17 protein-coding genes are annotated in these 17,839 nt (G+C 64.8%); 6 read left to right on the forward strand and 11 right to left on the reverse strand.

Annotated elements, in window-relative coordinates; all coding sequences use genetic code 11:
* Positions 1 to 4 precede the first annotated feature (4 nt).
* Genes AAG612_RS10290 through AAG612_RS10300 form a run of 3 tightly spaced genes read right to left on the reverse strand, consistent with a single transcriptional unit; the run spans position 5 to position 3,076 of the window.
* Positions 5 to 859, reverse strand: a complete 855-nt coding sequence (locus AAG612_RS10290) for a metallophosphoesterase family protein (RefSeq protein WP_342509894.1) — start codon at positions 857 to 859, stop codon at positions 5 to 7.
* Complete coding sequence (locus AAG612_RS10295) at positions 856 to 1,716, reverse strand: diacylglycerol/lipid kinase family protein (RefSeq protein ID WP_342509896.1); 861 nt, start codon at positions 1,714 to 1,716, stop codon at positions 856 to 858. Before AAG612_RS10295 ends, AAG612_RS10290 begins: the two co-directional genes overlap by 4 nt.
* A gap of 34 nt (positions 1,717 to 1,750) precedes the next feature.
* Entirely contained in the window at positions 1,751 to 3,076 is a 1,326-nt protein-coding gene (locus tag AAG612_RS10300) for a hemolysin family protein (protein WP_342509898.1), read from the reverse strand.
* Positions 3,077 to 3,263: 187 nt separating this feature from the next.
* On the opposite strand from AAG612_RS10300, the gene AAG612_RS10305 reads away from it, so the two are divergent.
* Positions 3,264 to 3,956: a YiaD family glycine zipper/OmpA-like lipoprotein gene (locus AAG612_RS10305; protein ID WP_342509899.1), complete on the forward strand. Its 693-nt coding sequence runs from the start codon at positions 3,264 to 3,266 to the stop codon at positions 3,954 to 3,956.
* A gap of 106 nt (positions 3,957 to 4,062) precedes the next feature.
* Here the strand turns inward: AAG612_RS10305 and AAG612_RS10310 are convergent, their stop codons facing one another.
* Positions 4,063 to 4,842 carry a 3'(2'),5'-bisphosphate nucleotidase CysQ gene (locus AAG612_RS10310; protein WP_342509901.1) on the reverse strand — a complete coding sequence of 260 codons (780 nt, stop codon included), beginning with the start codon at positions 4,840 to 4,842 and terminating at the stop codon, positions 4,063 to 4,065.
* Positions 4,843 to 4,963: 121 nt separating this feature from the next.
* Here AAG612_RS10310 and sucC point away from each other — a divergent pair, with 121 nt between their 5' ends.
* Both sucC and AAG612_RS10320 read left to right on the forward strand, forming a co-directional pair.
* A complete protein-coding gene (sucC, locus tag AAG612_RS10315; RefSeq protein WP_342509903.1) occupies positions 4,964 to 6,163 on the forward strand; it encodes an ADP-forming succinate--CoA ligase subunit beta in 1,200 nt (399 codons plus the stop codon).
* Positions 6,163 to 6,714, forward strand: coding sequence for a hypothetical protein (locus AAG612_RS10320; RefSeq protein ID WP_342509905.1), 552 nt, complete (start codon positions 6,163 to 6,165; stop codon positions 6,712 to 6,714). Before sucC ends, AAG612_RS10320 begins: the two co-directional genes overlap by 1 nt.
* A 16-nt stretch (positions 6,715 to 6,730) precedes the next feature.
* On the opposite strand, the gene AAG612_RS10325 is transcribed toward AAG612_RS10320, so the two are convergent.
* Complete coding sequence (locus AAG612_RS10325) at positions 6,731 to 7,354, reverse strand: exopolysaccharide biosynthesis protein (protein WP_342509907.1); 624 nt, start codon at positions 7,352 to 7,354, stop codon at positions 6,731 to 6,733.
* Positions 7,355 to 7,604: 250 nt separating this feature from the next.
* Between AAG612_RS10325 and AAG612_RS10330 the strand changes: the two genes are divergently transcribed.
* From AAG612_RS10330 to AAG612_RS10340, 3 genes are all read left to right on the forward strand, one after another.
* The gene (locus AAG612_RS10330; RefSeq protein ID WP_342509909.1) at positions 7,605 to 8,351 is read left to right on the forward strand and encodes an electron transfer flavoprotein subunit beta/FixA family protein; all 747 of its coding nucleotides are present in this window, start codon (positions 7,605 to 7,607) and stop codon (positions 8,349 to 8,351) included.
* Positions 8,352 to 8,415: 64 nt separating this feature from the next.
* Positions 8,416 to 9,345, forward strand: coding sequence for an electron transfer flavoprotein subunit alpha/FixB family protein (locus tag AAG612_RS10335; protein ID WP_342509911.1), 930 nt, complete (start codon positions 8,416 to 8,418; stop codon positions 9,343 to 9,345).
* A gap of 339 nt (positions 9,346 to 9,684) precedes the next feature.
* Positions 9,685 to 10,305 carry an energy transducer TonB gene (locus AAG612_RS10340; protein WP_342509913.1) on the forward strand — a complete coding sequence of 207 codons (621 nt, stop codon included), beginning with the start codon at positions 9,685 to 9,687 and terminating at the stop codon, positions 10,303 to 10,305.
* A 19-nt stretch (positions 10,306 to 10,324) separates the two neighbouring features.
* On the opposite strand, the gene AAG612_RS10345 is transcribed toward AAG612_RS10340, so the two are convergent.
* From AAG612_RS10345 to AAG612_RS10370, 6 genes are all read right to left on the reverse strand, one after another.
* The gene (locus tag AAG612_RS10345) at positions 10,325 to 11,545 is read right to left on the reverse strand and encodes a DUF445 domain-containing protein (protein WP_342509916.1); all 1,221 of its coding nucleotides are present in this window, start codon (positions 11,543 to 11,545) and stop codon (positions 10,325 to 10,327) included.
* A 74-nt stretch (positions 11,546 to 11,619) separates the two neighbouring features.
* Positions 11,620 to 15,366, reverse strand: a complete 3,747-nt coding sequence (locus AAG612_RS10350) for an efflux RND transporter permease subunit (RefSeq protein WP_342509918.1) — start codon at positions 15,364 to 15,366, stop codon at positions 11,620 to 11,622.
* Positions 15,367 to 15,372: 6 nt separating this feature from the next.
* Positions 15,373 to 16,581 (reverse strand): efflux RND transporter periplasmic adaptor subunit, encoded by a 1,209-nt coding sequence (locus AAG612_RS10355; RefSeq protein WP_342509919.1) that lies wholly within the window; start codon positions 16,579 to 16,581, stop codon positions 15,373 to 15,375.
* Between the two features lie 258 nt (positions 16,582 to 16,839).
* Positions 16,840 to 17,109: a GlsB/YeaQ/YmgE family stress response membrane protein gene (locus tag AAG612_RS10360; protein ID WP_342509921.1), complete on the reverse strand. Its 270-nt coding sequence runs from the start codon at positions 17,107 to 17,109 to the stop codon at positions 16,840 to 16,842.
* Positions 17,110 to 17,234: 125 nt separating this feature from the next.
* Positions 17,235 to 17,534: a CtrA inhibitor SciP gene (gene sciP / locus AAG612_RS10365; protein WP_342509923.1), complete on the reverse strand. Its 300-nt coding sequence runs from the start codon at positions 17,532 to 17,534 to the stop codon at positions 17,235 to 17,237.
* On the reverse strand, positions 17,531 to 17,818 hold the full coding sequence (locus tag AAG612_RS10370) for a hypothetical protein (RefSeq protein WP_342509925.1): 288 nt from the start codon (positions 17,816 to 17,818) through the stop codon (positions 17,531 to 17,533). The genes sciP and AAG612_RS10370 overlap by 4 nt, the downstream gene beginning before the upstream one ends.
* Positions 17,819 to 17,839 lie beyond the last annotated feature (21 nt).

Here is a 17,839-nt window from a genome sequence, read left to right on the forward strand (position 1 = left end):
GCGCTCAATTCACCGGCGGATCGGTCCGCGGCACGGCACCCACCGGCGCGACCGGTTCGCCCTCGTGACGCGGCGGCTGCGCGTCTTCGGGCACGTCGTCGATCTTCATCGCCTCGTCCGGCACGTGCTCGAGATTGCGGATATGCACCTCGAGCCGCTCGCCGTCCCAGTGCAGTTCGTTGAAGCTCGGCGGGGTCGAGCGCAGCCGCTGCGACAGCGTGCCCGCACCGATCATCCGGACAGGTCCGTGGGGCGTGTCTTCCATGATGTCGAACGCATCGTGGACATGGCCCGAGAGCACGCCGAGCACATTGCGTTTCGCCAGTTCGGCCAGCGCTTTCGACCCACCCCGGGTCAGCGCGGTGCCTTGCGTGCCGACTTCGCGAAGCGGATGGTGGACCGTCACCAGCACGCGGGTACCCTTGGGCAGCGCGTCGATCGCTGCGAGGCATTTGTCGAGCGCGCGGCCCGTGACCCAGCCCTTCGACCAGTTGAAGCGCGGCTGCATCCGCACCGCCGTCTTCAAGGGGACGAGCGCGATGCCGGGCAGGTCGATCTCCCGCTCCACCACGTCGCGCATTCGCCCGAACCGCTTGTACGGATCGAAGAACCGTTCGATCAGGTTGAAATAGGGCATGTCGTGATTGCCAACGTCGAGCGTGACCGGCGCGTCGAGCGTGCCGATCCAGTCCTCGGCAGCACGGAATTCGTGGTGCCGCGCACGCATCGTCAGATCGCCGGTGATGGCGATCGCAGAAGGGCGCAGCCGCGTGACTTCCGCGGAAAACCAGTCGAGTGCCTCGTTGTTCTCCAGCCCGAAATGGATGTCGCTGACGTGAAACAGCAAGGTCTCGGTCATGGAGCGATCTCCGTTAGCGTGGCGAGCAGGTCGACGGGACACGTATCGAGCGTAAAGGTCACTCGCGTGTCGCCATGCTCGGGCTCTCCGTCCAGCAGGAGGTCGATCTCTTCGCCACCGGTGCTTTCGACCGAAAGCGTGTCGAACGGCCCGTAGGTATCGTGCGGACCTTCGCGGAACTCCTGCCGCAGCACAGCCCAGGTCTGGGCCACGAAGTCCGCCCCCGTTCGCGCATGATAGGCGGCCACGTCCATGCCCTCGGCATGCGGGATCAGCTCGAGGATCGGATAGCCGTCCCGCTCGCCCGCCTCAGGCTCGGCGAGCCGGACCGGAGCGTTGCCCGTCGTATTCTCGATCGCCTTGCCCGCGGCGACCAGCATCTGCCCCGGATCGCCCGCCCGCAGCGCCTCGCGCACCTCGTTCCAGCTGGTGCCGGGGCCGACCAGCAATCCGGCGAGCGCGAGGCCCTGATCGCAGCGGATGATCGTGGGGCGCACGCGGTGTGCTTCGCCCTGCGCGAAGGCACGGATCACGTCATGGACGCTCGCATCGCCGTGAATGCGGGTGGTCAGCAGGTTCTGCGTGCCGCCCGGCAGTGGGAGGACCGCGCCGGTCCAGCCCGCCATGGCGGAAACGACCGCGTTGATCGTGCCATCGCCGCCCAGCGTCACGATGACATCGATCCCGCGCGCCTCCAGCTCGCTTTGCGTCGGGATCGATTCGCGCGGAAAAGTCGTGCGTTCGGCGATGCACAGGCCCGAGCTTTCGCACGCCTCGTGCAGATCGGAGAGCAGCTCTTCGCGTACGGAGCCGCTGCCTTCGTTGGTGATCAGCCAGATGTCTGTCGGTTTCCCCATGCTCTACAAAGGCTTCGCCAGCAGGGCGGTTCCGCTAGCTGGCCGCATTTGCGCCATCGGGGGCGCCAATTCTTGCGACCAGCAGCTTGTCGATCTTGCGCCCGTCCATATCGACGATCTCGAACTGCCACCCCTGGTGGGTAAAGACCTCGCCTTCCTCGGGCAGGTGCTTGAGCACCCACAGCGCGAAGCCCGCAGCGGTCGCAAAGTCGCGGTCCTCGCCGTAATCGAGCGCCAGCCGGTCGCCCAGATCCTCTGCCGAGAGGCTGCCCGAGATCAGCAGCGAGCCGTCGGCCCGCTCGATAACCTCGGGTATCTGGCCCTGGTCCTTGTCGCTTTCGAACTGGCCGACGATCGCGGTCAGCAGGTCGATCGGGGTCACGATCCCGTCGAGATGGCCGTATTCGTCGTGGACCATCGCCATCGCCACATCGGCTTGCTGGAGCACGCGTAGCGCATCCATCGCATCGAGCTGGTCGGGCACGACCTCGACCCGCTTGACCATGTCGACCAGCGCAAAGGGTCCGCCCGAAACCATTGCCGCCAGCACCTCGCGCACCTTGACCACGCCGACGATCCGGTCGGGCGATCCGTCCGCCACGGGCAGCAACGAATGCGGGCTGTCGGCGAAGGTCCGTTCGATTTCCTCGCGATTCGCGCCCGCGTCGATCCAGTCGACTTCGGTGCGCGGCGTCATCACCTCGCGCACGGGACGGTCGGCGAGGCGGACCACGCCTTTCAGGATCGCGCTCTGCTCGGCCTCCAGCACGCCGCTACGCGTCGCTTCGGCGAACAGCATCTGCAGTTCCTCGGCCGTAACGCTGCTCTGCCCGCCGGGGCGCACGCCGAACAGGCGGACGATCGTGGCGGAGGAGAAATCGAGCAGCCAGACAACCGGAGCGGCAATGATCGCGAGCCATTTCATCGGCCGCGCCATCACGATCGCGATCGGCACCGCGACCCGCAGTGCAAGCTGCTTGGGCACCAGCTCGCCGATCACGAGCGTCGCGTAGGTGGTCAACGCGATGACCACGGCGAAACCTATCTGCGCACCGCTTTCCGGCGAAAGGCCGAACCACAGCTCCAGCCGCTCTCCGAACGGGCCGCCCAGGCTGGCGCCCGAATAGGCACCGGCGATGATCCCGACGAGCGTGATGCCGATCTGTACGGTAGAGAGGAACTTGCCCGGGTCGCCGGCCAGATCCAGCGCGGTGGCCGCCGCACTGCTGCCTGCCTCCGCCTTCGCCTGCAAAGTGGTGGTCTTGGCCGATACGATCGCCAGCTCCGACATCGCGAAGATGCCGTTGAGCACGATCAGCCCGGCGATGATGATCAGGTCTGTCCAGGGGAAAGGTGTCACGGTGCTTGCCGCGCTAGCATAAAAGTTGCGCCACGCCAGCCGTCATCGACCCAATCCCCTCACCCATCACACGGGAACTCGTACCAGCGGGGCACGTTAGGGGTGTCTGGCAAGCGTAGGTGGAACGCGAGCCCGAACCGTGTGCGAACACATCGCACCGTGAAAACGAAAAGAGGGACGACCTACAATGAAAACCCCCCGTATTATTCTCTCCTCGGTTGCCGTTGCGGCACTGGTGAGCACCTCCGCCTGCGTGACCGACCCCAATACCGGTGAGCAGAAGGTCAGCCGCACTGCCGCAGGCGGCGTCCTCGGCGGCACGCTCGGCTACCTGCTGGGCGGCCTTATCGGTGGCGACGCCGCACGCATCATCGGTGCGGGCATCGGCGGCACCGCCGGGGCCGTGATCGGCGACCAGTTCGACGATCAGATCCGCGAACTCGACGAGCAGACCGCTGGCAGCGGCGTCGATGTCGAGGAAATCGGCGACCAGGAAGCGATCCTCGTCCGCCTGCCCGACGGCGTAACCTTCGCGACCAACTCGGCGAACATCAATCCGAGTTTCCAGCGCACGCTCGACACGGTGGCGGACAGCATGATCCGCTATCCCAACAGCCTGATCGACGTGTACGGCTTCACCGACACGACCGGCCAGCCGGGCTATAACCAGGACCTGTCGGAACGCCGGGCACGCGCCGTTGCGGACTACCTCGTCTCGCGCGGCGTCTCGCGCTCGCGCATCGCGACCCGCGGCTATGGCGAAGACCCGCAATATCTGCGGGTCAACACCGGTGACGGCGTGAACGAGCCGCTCAACCGCCGGGTCGAGATCAAGATCGTTCCGATCAGCGATGCAGAGGTCAACGCTGCGCGCCGCTAAGCGGACCGCATGGATCACCGCAAAAAAGGGGGCCGGCGCAGCGATGCGTCGGCCCCTTTTTCGTGTCCTTCAACGCGATGCGCTGCGGCTGGGCAAGGTGCTTGTCCTATCCCAGTTTCTCCCGCGCGCGGGGCCCGAAATGGTCGATGGCGGCGGAGTGCAGCTTGGGCGCGCACACCAGCAGGCCGAAGCTGCGCGGATCGCGCTTGTTATAGCCCAGCGGCTGGCCGAAGATATCGCTCACCGCCGCGCCCGCCTCGCGCGCGATCAGGGTCGAGGCGGCGATATCCCACTCGTAGCCCCAGCGCATGGTCGCCAGCAGATCGGCTTCGCCCGCCGCAACCATGGCGGCGCGCAGCGAGATGCCGTTCGGCTGGTCCACCGAGACGAGCATCCTGTCGTCCTTCGCCAGATCGGCCGCGGGCACGCGCGCGCCATCGAACTCGGTCCGGCTCGACGCGGCAAGCCGCTGGCCATTGCGCAGCGCGCCCTGCCCGGCGGTGGCCTGCCAGCGCTCTTCGCGTGCAGGCGCCTCCAGCCAGGCGATCAGCGGACGCCCCGAACTGACCAGCGCGACCGAAACCGCCCAGCCCTTGCGCCCCCTGATGAAGTCGCGCGTACCGTCGATCGGGTCGACCACCCACACCAGCCGGTCGGTCAGGCGCGCGGCATCGTCCGCGCTTTCCTCCGACAGCCAGCCTGCGCTGGGGAGCAGCGCGGTCAGCTCCCGCCGCAAGAAGCGGTCGACCGCGACATCGGCCTCGCACACCGGATCGTTTGGGCCCTTGTGCCAGCTCGCGACCGAGTGGCCGGCACCCGGCCAGCTGTCCATCGCGATCCGGCCCGCTTCTCGCAGGATCGCTTCGAGGCGTGAATAATCGATCATGGCAATGCTGGAAGATGTGCGCGGGCCACACGCCCTTTTCAAGCGCCCGCATCCATGCTTATGCGCGTCGCGAATCAATCTTTTTCGCCGACGATAGAGCCCGCAAAGGACGAAGCCCCCCATGAACGTTCACGAATATCAGGCCAAGGACCTTCTCAGCCAGCACGGGATCGCCATCCCCAAGGGCATCCCCGCGATGACCGTGGAAGAAGCGGTCGCAGGCGCAAAGCAGCTGCCGGGGCCGCTCTATGTGGTGAAGGCGCAAATCCACGCGGGCGGACGCGGCAAGGGCAAGTTCAAGGAACTGGGCCCCGATGCCAAGGGCGGCGTGCGCCTCGCCAAGTCGATCGAGGAAGTCGAATCGAGCGCGCGCGAGATGCTCGGCAACACGCTGGTCACCGTGCAGACGGGCGACGAAGGCAAGGAAGTGAACCGCCTCTACGTCACCGACGGTGTTGACATTGCGAAGGAATACTACCTCGCGTTGCTGGTCGACCGCGCCAGCGGCGAGGTTGCCATGGTCGCCTCGACCGAGGGCGGGATGGATATCGAAGAGGTGGCGCATTCCACGCCGGAAAAGATCACCACCATCACCATCGATCCTGCGCAGGGCTTTATGCCGCACCACGGCCGCGCGGTGGCCTTCGCTCTGAAGCTGGAAGGCGATCTGAACAAGCAGGCGCAGAAGCTGTCGAAGCAGCTCTACGAAGCCTTCCTCGCCTATGATTGCGCGATGCTGGAGATCAACCCGTTGGTCGAAACCGGCGACGGTAACCTGCTGGTGCTCGACACCAAGATGAGCTTCGATTCGAACGCGATGTATCGCCAGAAGGAAGTCGAGAAGCTGCGCGACGTGACCGAGGAAGACGAAGCCGAGGTCGAGGCGAGCGAATACGACCTCGCCTACATCAAGCTCGACGGCAACATCGGCTGCATGGTCAACGGCGCAGGGCTGGCGATGGCGACGATGGACATCATCAAGCTGAACGGCGCCTTCCCCGCCAACTTCCTCGATGTCGGCGGCGGCGCCGACAAGGAGAAGGTGACCGCGGCGTTCAAGCTGATCCTGAAGGACCCGGCGGTCGAGGGCATCCTCGTCAACATCTTCGGCGGGATCATGAAATGCGACGTGATTGCCGAAGGCATCGTCGCGGCAGCCAAGGAAGTGAACATCCAGGTCCCGCTGGTGGTTCGCCTCGAAGGCACCAATGTCGAAAAGGGCAAGGAAATCCTCGCAAATTCCGGCCTCGCCATCGTCCCTGCGGACGATCTGGGCGATGCAGCACGCAAGATCGTGGCCGAGGTGAAAGAGGCGGCGTAATGCGCAAGGCACTGATCGGACTGGCAAGTCTCGCGATTGTCCTGGGTGGCGGCGCTTCGGCGCAGACGCCTTGGCCGACCATTGCCGACCGATCGGTGCTGAGCAGTTTCAAGCTCACGCCTGATTACGACACCTGCAGCGCCGAACTGATGGGCGGCGTCGAGCTGGCGCTGACCGAGCACTACGCGGCGGGGCCAAGTGGCGAGGGCATTTACCGCGTCCTCGTCGTGGAGCAGGATACGCACAACCGCTACAGCGCGGGCGACTTCGTGAAGATGAAGTTCGATGGCAAGCCTGTCTGGGGCAAGGTCGTTGCCGCGCGCGGCGACCGCACGACCTTTGCCTTCGGCGCGGGACTATTGCGCGAACTCTGGTACGAAGGCGCTCTGCCCTTCGTCGAGTTCGCAGCGACCAAGGATCTTTTCGATCAGGATATCTACGATCAGATCGCCCTGCGCGACCCGGAAGGGGGCGAGAGCATGCTGATGGCCAACCGACAACTGGTCTCTGGCCTGGTAACGTGCTTCGAAGGTCTTTCGATGGGGGCGTGAGGCTCCCGACGCGAGCCTAGAACATGCCTCCGCCGCTGCCGCCACCACCGCTGCTCAAAAGCACCTGCGTGACGAGCACATAGAACGCGGCGCCGCTGCCCAGGAAAGCGAGCAGCATCAGCAGCCCGTCGCGCACGGTCAGCGCGATACCGAAGGCCGCGATTACCGCCATCGGCAGTGCGACCGCGAAGGGCACCAGCTCGAGCGGCGGAACCGCGAGGCACAGCAGTGCGACCACCCCGGCGGCGATGCGTGCGGCGGTCCGGCCGGTGAAGCGCTTGAGCCGGCCGTGGAAGATCTTGTCCATCCACTTGGCCACGCCCTCCATATCTTCGGCCGCGTTGGCGAGCTTTTCACCGTCGACCGAACGGTTCTTGAGAATGCCGGGCAGCCACAGGTGATCCTTGCCGAACACCAGTTGCACCGCGATCAGCAGCAGCGTGGCCGCCAGGATCGTCGGCACCGTCGGGATGCCGCCGACGGGCGAGACGCCGATCAGCGCGGGCACCAGCAGCACCGGCCCGTAGGTCCGCGTGCCAAACGCATCGACGATATCGCCGATCGAGACCGTATCGTTCTTGTCGCCGATCTCGGTCAGGCGATCGATGATGCCGCACACGCTGTTCGGTTTATCTGCCATGAAACTGCAAGCTCCGGCTCGTCGCGTTGGTTCCTATCATGCTCAAGGCGTGATTCGCGAAGTCGGGGCCCACCCCGTGCACCGACACGCTTTGGTATGAGACCTTACGCTACGCTTTCGCGCAGGTCCGCCGCACCCCTTGACGCCGCTGTTTCCGGAACGCAACACCGCCCCCAGCCATTCGTTAGGCAAGCCATTTTGCGGCCCGGGTAGAAAATCGCCGGGTCGATCACGGGAAAGGACACGACCCATGAAAATACTCGTCCCCGTCAAGCGGGTGATCGATTACAATGTCAAACCGCGCGTCAAGGCAGACGGCTCCGGCGTGGATCTCGCCAACGTCAAGATGAGCATGAACCCGTTCGACGAGATCGCGGTCGAGGAAGCGATCCGGATCAAGGAGGCGGGCAACGCCGAAGAGATCGTTGCGGTCTCGGTCGGCCCGGCCAAGGCGCAGGAAACGCTGCGTACCGCGCTCGCCATGGGTGCCGACCGCGCGATTCTGGTGGAATCGGACGAAGATCTCGAACCGCTTGCGGTGGCCAAGATCCTCAAGGCGATCGTCGAAGAGGAACAGCCCGGCCTCGTGCTGCTGGGCAAGCAGTCGATTTCCGACGACAGCAACCAGACGGGCCAGATGCTCGCCGCGCTGCTCGACCGGCCGCAGGGCACCTTCGCGAACACGATCGAGCTCGACGGAGACTCGGTCACCGTGAAGCGCGAAGTCGATGGCGGGCTCGAAACGGTCAAACTGACGCTGCCTGCCATCGTCACCACCGACCTGCGCCTGAACGAGCCGCGCTACGCCTCGCTCCCCAACATCATGAAGGCGAAGAAGAAGCCGCTCGACACCAAGAGCCCGGCCGATTTCGGCGTCGACACCGCGCCGCGCCTCAAGACCACCAAGGTCTCCGAACCGCCCGTGCGGCAGGCAGGCGAAAAGGTCGAGGATGTCGATGCGCTGGTCGCCAAGGTGAAGGCGCTGGGTATCGTTTGAGGTTTGAGGATTTTGCGTTCGCGCCGAGCCTGACTCCGCGCGAACGGCGACAAGGAAGTATCACATGAAAACTCTCGTTCTGGTCGAACACGACAACGAAGAAGTAAAGGACGCGACGCTCGCTACGGTCACCGCGGCATCGAAGCTCGGTGAAGTCCACCTGCTGGTCGCAGGCGCGCATTGCGCGGGCGTTGCCGATCAAGCCGCCAAGATCGCGGGCGTGGGCAAGGTCCACCTCGCCGACGACGCGGCCTACAAGGACATGCTGGCGGAGAATATCGCGCCGCTGGCCGCCAAGCTGATGGCCAACCACGACGCCTTCGTCGCGCCTGCCACCACGACCGGCAAGAACATCGCGCCGCGCGTCGCCGCACTGCTCGACGTGATGCAGATCTCCGAGATCATGAGCGTGGAAGGCGAGAAGACCTTCACCCGCCCGATCTACGCGGGCAACGCGATCGCCACGGTCGAAAGCACCGAGGACAAGCTCGTGCTGACCGTGCGCGGCACCGCATTCGACAAGGCCGAGGCCGAAGGCGGCAGCGGCACCGTGGAGAAGGTGGAGACCACCGGCGATGCGGGCACCTCCGAATTCGTGAGCCGCGAACTCGCCGAAAGCGAGCGCCCCGAACTGACCAGCGCAAGCGTGGTCGTGTCGGGCGGCCGCGCGCTGAAGGACGCGGAGACCTTCGAGGAATACATCACTCCGCTGGCCGACAAGCTCGGCGCCGCGATCGGCGCGAGCCGCGCGGCGGTCGACGCGGGTTATGTGCCCAACGACTATCAGGTCGGCCAGACGGGTAAGATCGTCGCGCCGGAAGCCTATTTCGCAATCGGCATCTCGGGCGCGATCCAGCACCTTGCGGGCATGAAGGACTCCAAGGTCATCATCGCGATCAACAAGGACGAGGACGCCCCGATCTTCCAGGTCGCGGACATCGGCCTGGTGGCGGACCTGTTCAAGGCGGTGCCCGAGCTGACCGAGAAGCTCTGATTGGCAAGTGCCTTGATCCGGCCATGAAGCGGGAATAGCCTCTGCCGGATGATCAGAGGGATATCGAGATTCACAGCCGCCGCCGGGGTTTTTGCCTCGGCGGCGGCTTTTTCGTCGATGGCCAGCGCGCAGGACGTTTCTGAAATCATTCAGCCATCCTCACCCTAGAATCTCGATTATGGGGAAAGCAGGTGCCGGATCGGTCGTACTTTCGGAGAGGGCGACAACAAGCACGTTTTCATCCTGGATCGCTTTGGGCCGGCCGATAGCTTTGACCTGATTGTGGCGGGACCGGCTGTCGAACGTCTCAAGCCCGACAGAAGATCGCCGGGTCTATCCGTGAAATTTGGCCCGGACGAAGCCCTTCAGGATAGGTCCTTCTTCCTCTCGACCTTTCCGGAAATCGGCGCGGCTGTGACAGGGACGATGACATCTGCACCTCGGGGAGAGAAAGAGACGGAGCGAGAATCAGACGATAACCCGATGGTTTATCGCATCTCTTCCGAAAGAGAGGATGCAATCCAATGGTTCGGCATGCGAACCGAAGATTCCAGCGGCTTTCGTTTTGAAACGGGATCGATGGGCAAGATCATGGAGGCGATGCGGGAATGCACGCTCGACCTGATGTCGGGATGGGGAATCGATCTCGAACGTCATAAGAGCATGACGCGCCGGCCCAAGCCAGCAAACGATGCGAGCGACTGGGTGACGGTCTCCGATTACAGAAGTTCTTTGATCAGTCGGGGCGATCAAGGAATTATACGGTTCCGGTTGAGCATCGATACTGATGGACGCCCCACGCAATGTCACATCCAAGGGGGCGATGCGTCGGAAGCTCTGGAGGACTATGCTTGCGGATTGCTCGTTCGAAGAGCTCGGTTCGAGCCCGCCTTGGACAAGAACGGTGAGGCCATGGAAAGTTTTTATCGCGGGTCGGTGCGCTTCACGATCCCAAGGTGATCCGAGTTCCTGAGCGCGCCTAGAACACCTGCACCACCGCATGCAGCGTGATCCCGACCAGCCCGCCGACCAGCGTGCCGTTGATACGGATGAACTGGAGGTCGCGGCCCACGGCGCTTTCGATCCGGTCGCTTACCGTACCAGCATCCCAGCGCTTCACCGTCTCGGACACCAACGCGACGATCTGCGCGCCGTAGCGTGAGGTCATCCCCACCGCCGTGCGCCGCGAGAAGCGGTTGATCTGCGATTGCAGCCGGGCGTCCTGCTGCAGCGCGCGGCCGATCTCGCGCATGCCTTCGCGCAGTTCGGTGCCGATGCCGCTTTCGGGGTTTCGCGCGCGGGCGATCAGCGAGCGGCGGATGCGTTCCCACACGCCCATCCACCAGTCGGCCAGCGCGGGATTTTCCAGCAGGTCCATCTTCACCGCTTCGACCTTAGCCTGCAGCTCAGGATCGGTCTTCAGTTGCGCAGCCAGCTTGACCAGCGCCGTGTCGATCCGCCCGCGCATCGGATGCTCGGGATCGACCAGCACTTCGGCCAGCAGGCGATACACGCCGTCGAGCACCGAGGAGGAGATGCGCGCGTCGAGCCCGGTCCAGCGCAGCACCGAATTGGCGCGGCTGCGGATGATCTCGCGCACCGCCTCCTCATTGTCTTCCAGCGTCAGGCCCGCCCAGCGGATCAGCCCGTCGAGCAACGGGCGATGGCGGCCGTCAGCGATGAGGTTCTCCAGCAGGCTGCCGAGTAGCGTAGCGAGTTCGATCTTGGAAAGCTGTCCCGCAAGCCCGGCGCGAACCCGCAGGCCGAGCCGTTCGGGATCGAGCGATTCGAGCACTTCGGCAATCAGCTCCGCGCCCCCGCCCATGAACCGCGACCGCTCGCCCCCCTCGCGATTGACGAGGAACCCGCCGAGCGCTTCGGCGACGTTCATGCGCCGCATCCGCCGCGCGACCACCGAGGGGGTGAGGAAATTGTCGCGCAGGAACTGCGCCATCGTGTCCGCGATCCGATCCTTCTTGCGCGGGATGATCGCGGTATGCGGGATCGGCACGCTCAGCGGGTGGCGGAACAGCGCGGTCACCGCGAACCAGTCCGCCAGCCCGCCGACCATCGCGGCCTCGGCGAAGGCGTTGACGTAGCCGAGGCCCGGTGCCCATTGCGGGTAAGCACCCATCGCCCAGTGGCTGACCGCGAAAATCGCCGCCATCAGCACCAGCATCGCCGTCGCCGTACGGCGCATGGTCCTGGCCCGATCGGGATCGGGGGGGGCCGGCGTCGCGCCACCGCCGGACAGGGCGATGATGGGCTCGCGCGTCACTCGGCGGGTTCGGGATCCGCTGCGCCGCCAGGGTGGCGGCCGGCCGTGTCATCGCCGGGGCGGTAGCTGAGCATACGCTCGCGCAACCATGGCCCGACGCGCTTCTCGAACCCGTCGGCGAGGCTGAAGCCAGCGGGCACGATCAGCAACGTCAGCACGGTGGAGACGACCAGCCCGCCGATGACCATCGTGCCCATCGGGGCGCGCCATGCTCCGTCGCCCGAGCCGAGCACGCCGGAGAGCGCGGTGGGGATCATCCCGGCGGTCATCGCGAAGGTCGTCATCACGATCGGCTGGGCACGCTTGTGGCCGGCATCGAGGATCGCGTCCATCTTGTCGCGCCCTTCGGCCATCGCCTCGATCGCGAAGTCGATCAGCAGGATCGAGTTCTTGGAAACGATCCCCAGCAACAGCAGCACCCCGATATAGACCGGCATCGACTGCGGCTGGCCGACGAACCAGACGAGGAAGATACCGCCCAGCGGCGCGAGCGCGAGACTGGTCATGTTGACCAGCGGGCTCATCAAGCGCTTGTAGAGCAGCACCAGCACCGCGAACACCAGCAGGATACCGGCGATGACGGCGTACATCAGGCTGACCTGAAGCTCGTCCTGCCATTGCTCCTCGCCAACCGCATCGCGGGTGACGCCTTGCGGGAGGTCCTGCAACGCAGGAAGGCCATCGATCTGCTCGCGCGCGGTGCCGCTGACGACACCCTGCGCAAGATCGGCACCGACCAGCACGCGGCGGCTCTGGTTGTAGCGCTGGATCGCGGTCGGGCCGGAGCCGAAGCTGATATCCGCCACGCGCGACAATGGCACGGTGTTACCGCCCAGCGTGGGCACGGGCAGATTCTCGATCGTGGTCAGGCTCTCGCGCGAGGATTCGGGCAGCTTCACCGTGATCGGGATCTGCCGGTCTGAGAGCGAGAACTTGGCCGCATTCTGCTCGATCTCGCCCAGCGTTGCGATGCGGATGGTCTGGCTCAAAGCTGCAGTCGACACCCCAAGGTCCGCCGCGAGGTCGGGACGCGGCTGGATGATCAGCTCGGGCCGGTTGAGGTCAGCCTCGATCCGCGGCGCCACCAGCGTGTCGAGCCCCTTCATCTGTTCGACCAGCTGCGAAGCGGTCTCTTCGAGCACGGCCGGGTCCGATCCGGCGAGCATGACGGTGATGTCGCGCCCGCTGCCGCCACCGCCGCCCTGCTGCGACTGGAAGCGCACGCGGGCATCGGGGATCTTGGCGAGTTCGGGCGCCAGTTCCCGCTCGAACTGATAGGACTTGCGCTCACGGTCGGGCGACAGCGTGATGTAGAGCGAGGCATTGCCCACCCGCACCCGTTCGAGTGCGCGTTCGACCTCGGGCTGCTCGTAAAGGATTGCGGCAACGCGGTCGGCCACCCTCTCGGTGTCCTCCAGCGTGGTGCCCGGCACCATCTCGATCTGGACCTGGCTGTTGTCGCTATCGACCAGCGGCTGGAACTGTGCCGGTACGCTCATGAACAGCTGGACGGTCAGCAGCAGTGCGAAATAGCCGATCATCAGCATCCACACGCGGTGATCGTAGAACCGCGCGGTCATGTAGCTGACCGCATCCGGGCGACGCCCGAGCAGACGGACGCCGAGGAAGCCGGCCCATCCGCCACCGATCGCGGCGAGCAACGCGAGGAAGCCGACGAAAATCTGCCCGGCCGTCACGGAGGCGAAGTCGAACCCGGCCTGCGCTGCCTCCTGCCCCGCTTCGGGCGCGGCGGCGCCAACGCCGAACAGCATCGAGAAAATACCGCCGACGATGAAGAAGGATGCCGCCGCGGCGAGGAGCACGCCGATGATGCCCAGCACGAACGCGAAAATGCGCGCGATGGGATGCCCCGCCTTCAGCAGGAGCCGCAGCAGTTCGATGCCCTTAACGAGCACCCAGCCCACCAGGAAGGCGCCTGCGATTGCGATGGCGAATTGAACGATCCCGATCAGGCGGTTGTAAAACATGCCCGCCGTGGATTCGGGCGAGGATGCGACCGCGCTGCCCACCTTCTCCGCCAGTCCGAGACCGCCGAGCAGCGAGTGCAGAACGAAGAACGTATAGCCGGTCGCGCCAATCAGCAGCAGCACGGTCAGCAACAGCATGAACATGTAGGCGAAGCGGTTGTGCGGCGCTTCGACCGCCGCGCGGCGGGTGAGCATCTTGCCGCGGTCGAGCGACCAGTGGAGGATGCTCATATAGCGGTCCATCATCGGGCCTTCGCCGTGTTCGGCGTGGCCCTTGGACTTGAGGAAATAGGCTGCCAGCATTGGCGTGATAAGGCGCGCCACGGCGAGCGACATGAGCACCGCGACCACCACGGTGATCCCGAAGTTCTTGAAAAACTGCCCCGAAATGCCGGGCATCAGGCCCACCGGCAGGAATACCGCAACGATGCAGAAACTGGTTGCGACCACGGGCAGGCCGATCTCGTCGGCCGCCTCGATCGATGCCTGATAGGCATTCTTGCCCATTCGCATGTGTCTGACGATGTTCTCGATCTCGACGATCGCATCGTCGACCAGCACGCCTGCGACCAGCGCCAGCGCCAGCAGCGACAGCGAGTTCAGGTTGAACCCCAGCAGATCCATGAACCAGAAGGTCGGGATCGCGGAAAGCGGGATGGCGACGGCGGAAATGAAGGTCGCGCGCCAGTCGCGCAGGAAGAAGAACACCACGACCACCGCGAGCAGCGCGCCCTCGATCATCATCGCCATCGAGCTTTCGTACTGCTCTTCGGTATATTTCACCGAGTCGGTCAGCTGGATGAAGCGCACACCGGGGTTTTCGGCCTCGATCTTTTCAATCTCCGCCAGCGCGCCCTGGAAGGTCGACACGTCCGACGCGCCCTTGGCGCGCGACATGGCGAAATTGACGACCTCCTTGTCCTGCACCTTGCTGATGGAGGTCCGTTCGGAAAAGCCGTCGCGCACCGTGGCGACATCGGCGAGCTTCACGGTCCGCCCGTCGCCGAGCTGGATCTGCTGCTGCGAGAGGGCGTAAGCATCATCGCTGTTGCCCAGCACGCGGACCGACTGGCGCGTTCCGCCCACTTCGGCGGCACCGCCGGCGGCGTTGATATTGTTCTGCCGCAGCACGTTGTTCAGCTGGCTGGCGGTGATGCCGTAAGCCTGGATCCGCTCCAGATCGAGGATCACCTCGATCTCGCGGTCGACCCCGGCAAAGCGGTTGACCTCGGCCATGCCCTCCACGCCCAGCAGGCGCTTGGCGACGACGTCGTCGATGAACCAGCTGAGCTGTTCCAGCGTCATGTCGTTGGCTTCGACCGCGTAAATGCCGAGGAAGCCTCCCGAAACCTCCTGTTTCGAGACGCGCGGCTCCAGAATTCCATCGGGCAGCGATCCGCGGACCGTATCGATCGCGCTGGTCACTTCGGACACCGCATCGTCCGGGTCGATGCCGATCTCGAATTCGATGAAAGTGCTCGAATTGCCTTCCGAAGCGGTCGAGTTGATCGTCTTCACGCCATTGATCGAGCGAACGGCGGATTCGACCAGCTGGGTGATCTGGTTCTCGATCTCGGTCGGCGCAGCACCCGGCTGCGAAATGCTGACGTTCACGGCCGGGAATTCGACGTCGGGATTGTTGACGACGTCCATCGACCGGAAGCTCAGCAAGCCGGCGAACAGCAGCGCGGTGAAGAACACCAGCGGGATCACCGGATTGCGGATCGACCATGCGGAGATATTGCGGAAACCCATGGTCGGTTACTCGTCCCGTGTCACAGGGTCGACGCGTTCGCCCGGATTGAGGAAGCCGCCTGCACGCAGCACGACGCGTTCGTTGCCGGTCAGGCCGCTGGTGATGGAAATGCCGTTGGCGGTGACCATGCCGGTTTCGATCGCGCGGCGCTGCACCGTGTTGTCCTTGTCGACGATATAGACATAGCTGCCATCGCTATCCGCCAGGACCGCGCTTTCGGGCAGCTGCGGCGCCACGGTGGTCCCGCTGCGGATGGTCGCGGTGGCGAATCCTCCGGGGCGCAGGCCGGGCGCGTAGGACAGCGCGATGCGCGCGGTGCCCTGACGGCTCTGTTCGTTCACGGTCGGCTCGATCTGCCAGACCTGCCCGGTGTAGCTTTCGGTCGATCCGACCGGCGAAACATCGGCCTCGACCCCGACGGAGAGCCGCTGCAACTCGTTTTCGCCGACCTGCGCGCGCAGCTCCATCTGGCCACCCTGCGCGATCACGAAAGCGGACGAGGTGCCCGCGCCGACCGTCTGGCCGGGTTCGATATTGCGTTCGAGCACCAGCCCGGCGGCGGGCGCGACGATGTTGAGCCGGGCGGTCCGCTCGCGCAGTTCGCCCAGCTGCGCCTGCGCCACATCGACGCGGGCGCGCGCGGCGTCGCGCGTTGCGGTCAGGCGATCGACGTCGGCGGTCGAGACGAAGCCGCGCTCGACCAGCTGGAGCGCGCGATCGAGATTGTTCTGCGCCAGTTCGGCATCGGCCCGGGCAACCGCGACCTGCGCGGCCTGCGCGCGGGCCTGCTGGTTCTGGACCGAGCGGTCGATCGATGCGAGCACCTGGCCTGCACGGACCCACTGGCCCTGCTCGACATTGACCGAGACGACCCGGCCGCCTTCGCCGACGACGCCCACCGGGAGCGATCGGCGCGCGCCGATCGTGCCGGTGGCGGTGATCGTACCCTCGATCGTCGCGCTGCCCGGCTGCATCACGGTAATCTGCGGGGCCTGCGATTCGGTACCCTCTGCCGCGGGGGTCTGGTTGGCCGAGCGGAGGAAGAACCAGCCTGCGATCAACGCGGCAAGGATCAGCACGGCGACGATGATCGCAATGCGCAGGGCCCCGCCGTTCGACGGTTCAGCTTCCGATGGGTGATCGGCGATCGTTGCGGTGTTCTGGATCATACGGTCGTCTGTGTCCTCATGGCCGACCGGCGGTTGATAATTCATCAGCTGTGATGTCCGTTCGCAGTGGCCTACCCGATGGAAGTGTTCGCCCGGCCCGCGAAGTGGCCGGTTTGAGTTCCCATTTATCAAGGGCGCCTTACGCGTCGCGCATGGCGCAGGCAATCGGGTGCTCTACCAACGGCAGAGGCAGTGGGACGAAGGATTGGCAGAAAACCCGGCCCGTTCGCCTTCGCACATGCAAAAAAGGCGGCCCGACCAATGTCGGACCGCCTGCTTGTTCAGCCTATCTGTTTGGCGCGGTTAGCGTACGCGCCCACGCTGGACGAGATTGGCGATCGCCAGCAGAATCACGGCGCCGACGATGGCAACAAGAAATCCGGTCAGGCTGAATTCCCCGATCGGTCCGCCGACACCGAAAAAGCTGTTGCCGACCCAGTTGCCGATCAGCGAGCCGATCAGGCCGACGATGATGTTCCAGAAGATACCCATCGAGGCATCACGGCCCATGATCATCGAGGCAATCCAGCCCGCTACACCGCCGATGATAATCGCGATAATCCAACTTAGCATATCCCAACTCCTGTTTTTATTGCACCCGTTCGGTTTACGAGGCTGCAACGGAGCCGGAGGATAGGGAGTTCCCGAGCCGCGACGAAATGTCGGTCACTTGCCGCCACCGCGGCGGCATGCGGGGTTCAGTATTTCAGCTGGCGCTCGTAAAGGTCGCGATAGTGCTGGATGCGCGTCACCCGCAGGCCCTGCATGCCCGAACGATCGACCGCGCGCTGCCAGGAAGCGAATTCCTCCAGCGTCAGGCCATAGCGTTCGAGAACCTCTTCGATGGTCAGCAGGCCGCCATTGACGGCAGCCACAACCTCCGCCTTGCGGCGAATCACCCAACGCTTGGTGCGGGGCGAAGGCAGGTCGGCCAGCGTCAGTGGTTCGCCCAGCGGGCCAATCACGTGGTCGGGTTTGATTTTCTGGTTCTCGATCATGGTTTCTCTCGGTCACGCCTAGGGGGAACGCTCTTGGTGGAACCAGCATTGCCCCAGGGTGATTTGCGGCGCGCTAAAGAGCTAAGGTTAACGCCGCGTTGTTCTTTGGCTTCGGCACGGTCGAAGATGGGCCCCACGCGGTCGAGCAGCCCTTCCTCCTCCTCCTGGCCGAGTCCGCGCGAAAGACTGATCGCGGCGGCCAGTTCCGGCCAGCCGACGCGCCTGAGCCCGTCTTTGTCGACCGGCTCGTCGGGTGCGGCAACAGGATTAACGTCTTGAAACATGCGCAGTATGTAACCGCAAGA

It is taken from the genome of Citromicrobium bathyomarinum (assembly GCF_038594605.1).
Classification (GTDB): Bacteria; Pseudomonadota; Alphaproteobacteria; order Sphingomonadales; family Sphingomonadaceae; genus Alteriqipengyuania; species Alteriqipengyuania bathyomarina_B.

What these genes read in the sequence shown, in the direction of transcription:
- AAG612_RS10290 (WP_342509894.1), bottom strand. Translation starts at nt 859, where the DNA reads ATGACCGAGACCTTGCTGTTTCACGTCAGCGACATCCATTTCGGGCTG.
- AAG612_RS10295 (WP_342509896.1), bottom strand. Translation starts at nt 1,716, where the DNA reads ATGGGGAAACCGACAGACATCTGGCTGATCACCAACGAAGGCAGCGGC.
- AAG612_RS10305 (WP_342509899.1), top strand. Translation starts at nt 3,264, where the DNA reads ATGAAAACCCCCCGTATTATTCTCTCCTCGGTTGCCGTTGCGGCACTG.
- AAG612_RS10310 (WP_342509901.1), bottom strand. Translation starts at nt 4,842, where the DNA reads ATGATCGATTATTCACGCCTCGAAGCGATCCTGCGAGAAGCGGGCCGG.
- sucC (WP_342509903.1), top strand. Translation starts at nt 4,964, where the DNA reads ATGAACGTTCACGAATATCAGGCCAAGGACCTTCTCAGCCAGCACGGG.
- AAG612_RS10320 (WP_342509905.1), top strand. Translation starts at nt 6,163, where the DNA reads ATGCGCAAGGCACTGATCGGACTGGCAAGTCTCGCGATTGTCCTGGGT.
- AAG612_RS10325 (WP_342509907.1), bottom strand. Translation starts at nt 7,354, where the DNA reads ATGGCAGATAAACCGAACAGCGTGTGCGGCATCATCGATCGCCTGACC.
- AAG612_RS10330 (WP_342509909.1), top strand. Translation starts at nt 7,605, where the DNA reads ATGAAAATACTCGTCCCCGTCAAGCGGGTGATCGATTACAATGTCAAA.
- AAG612_RS10335 (WP_342509911.1), top strand. Translation starts at nt 8,416, where the DNA reads ATGAAAACTCTCGTTCTGGTCGAACACGACAACGAAGAAGTAAAGGAC.
- AAG612_RS10345 (WP_342509916.1), bottom strand. Translation starts at nt 11,545, where the DNA reads ATGCGCCGTACGGCGACGGCGATGCTGGTGCTGATGGCGGCGATTTTC.
- AAG612_RS10350 (WP_342509918.1), bottom strand. Translation starts at nt 15,366, where the DNA reads ATGGGTTTCCGCAATATCTCCGCATGGTCGATCCGCAATCCGGTGATC.
- AAG612_RS10355 (WP_342509919.1), bottom strand. Translation starts at nt 16,581, where the DNA reads ATGAATTATCAACCGCCGGTCGGCCATGAGGACACAGACGACCGTATG.
- AAG612_RS10360 (WP_342509921.1), bottom strand. Translation starts at nt 17,109, where the DNA reads ATGCTAAGTTGGATTATCGCGATTATCATCGGCGGTGTAGCGGGCTGG.
- sciP (WP_342509923.1), bottom strand. Translation starts at nt 17,534, where the DNA reads ATGATCGAGAACCAGAAAATCAAACCCGACCACGTGATTGGCCCGCTG.
- AAG612_RS10370 (WP_342509925.1), bottom strand. Translation starts at nt 17,818, where the DNA reads ATGTTTCAAGACGTTAATCCTGTTGCCGCACCCGACGAGCCGGTCGAC.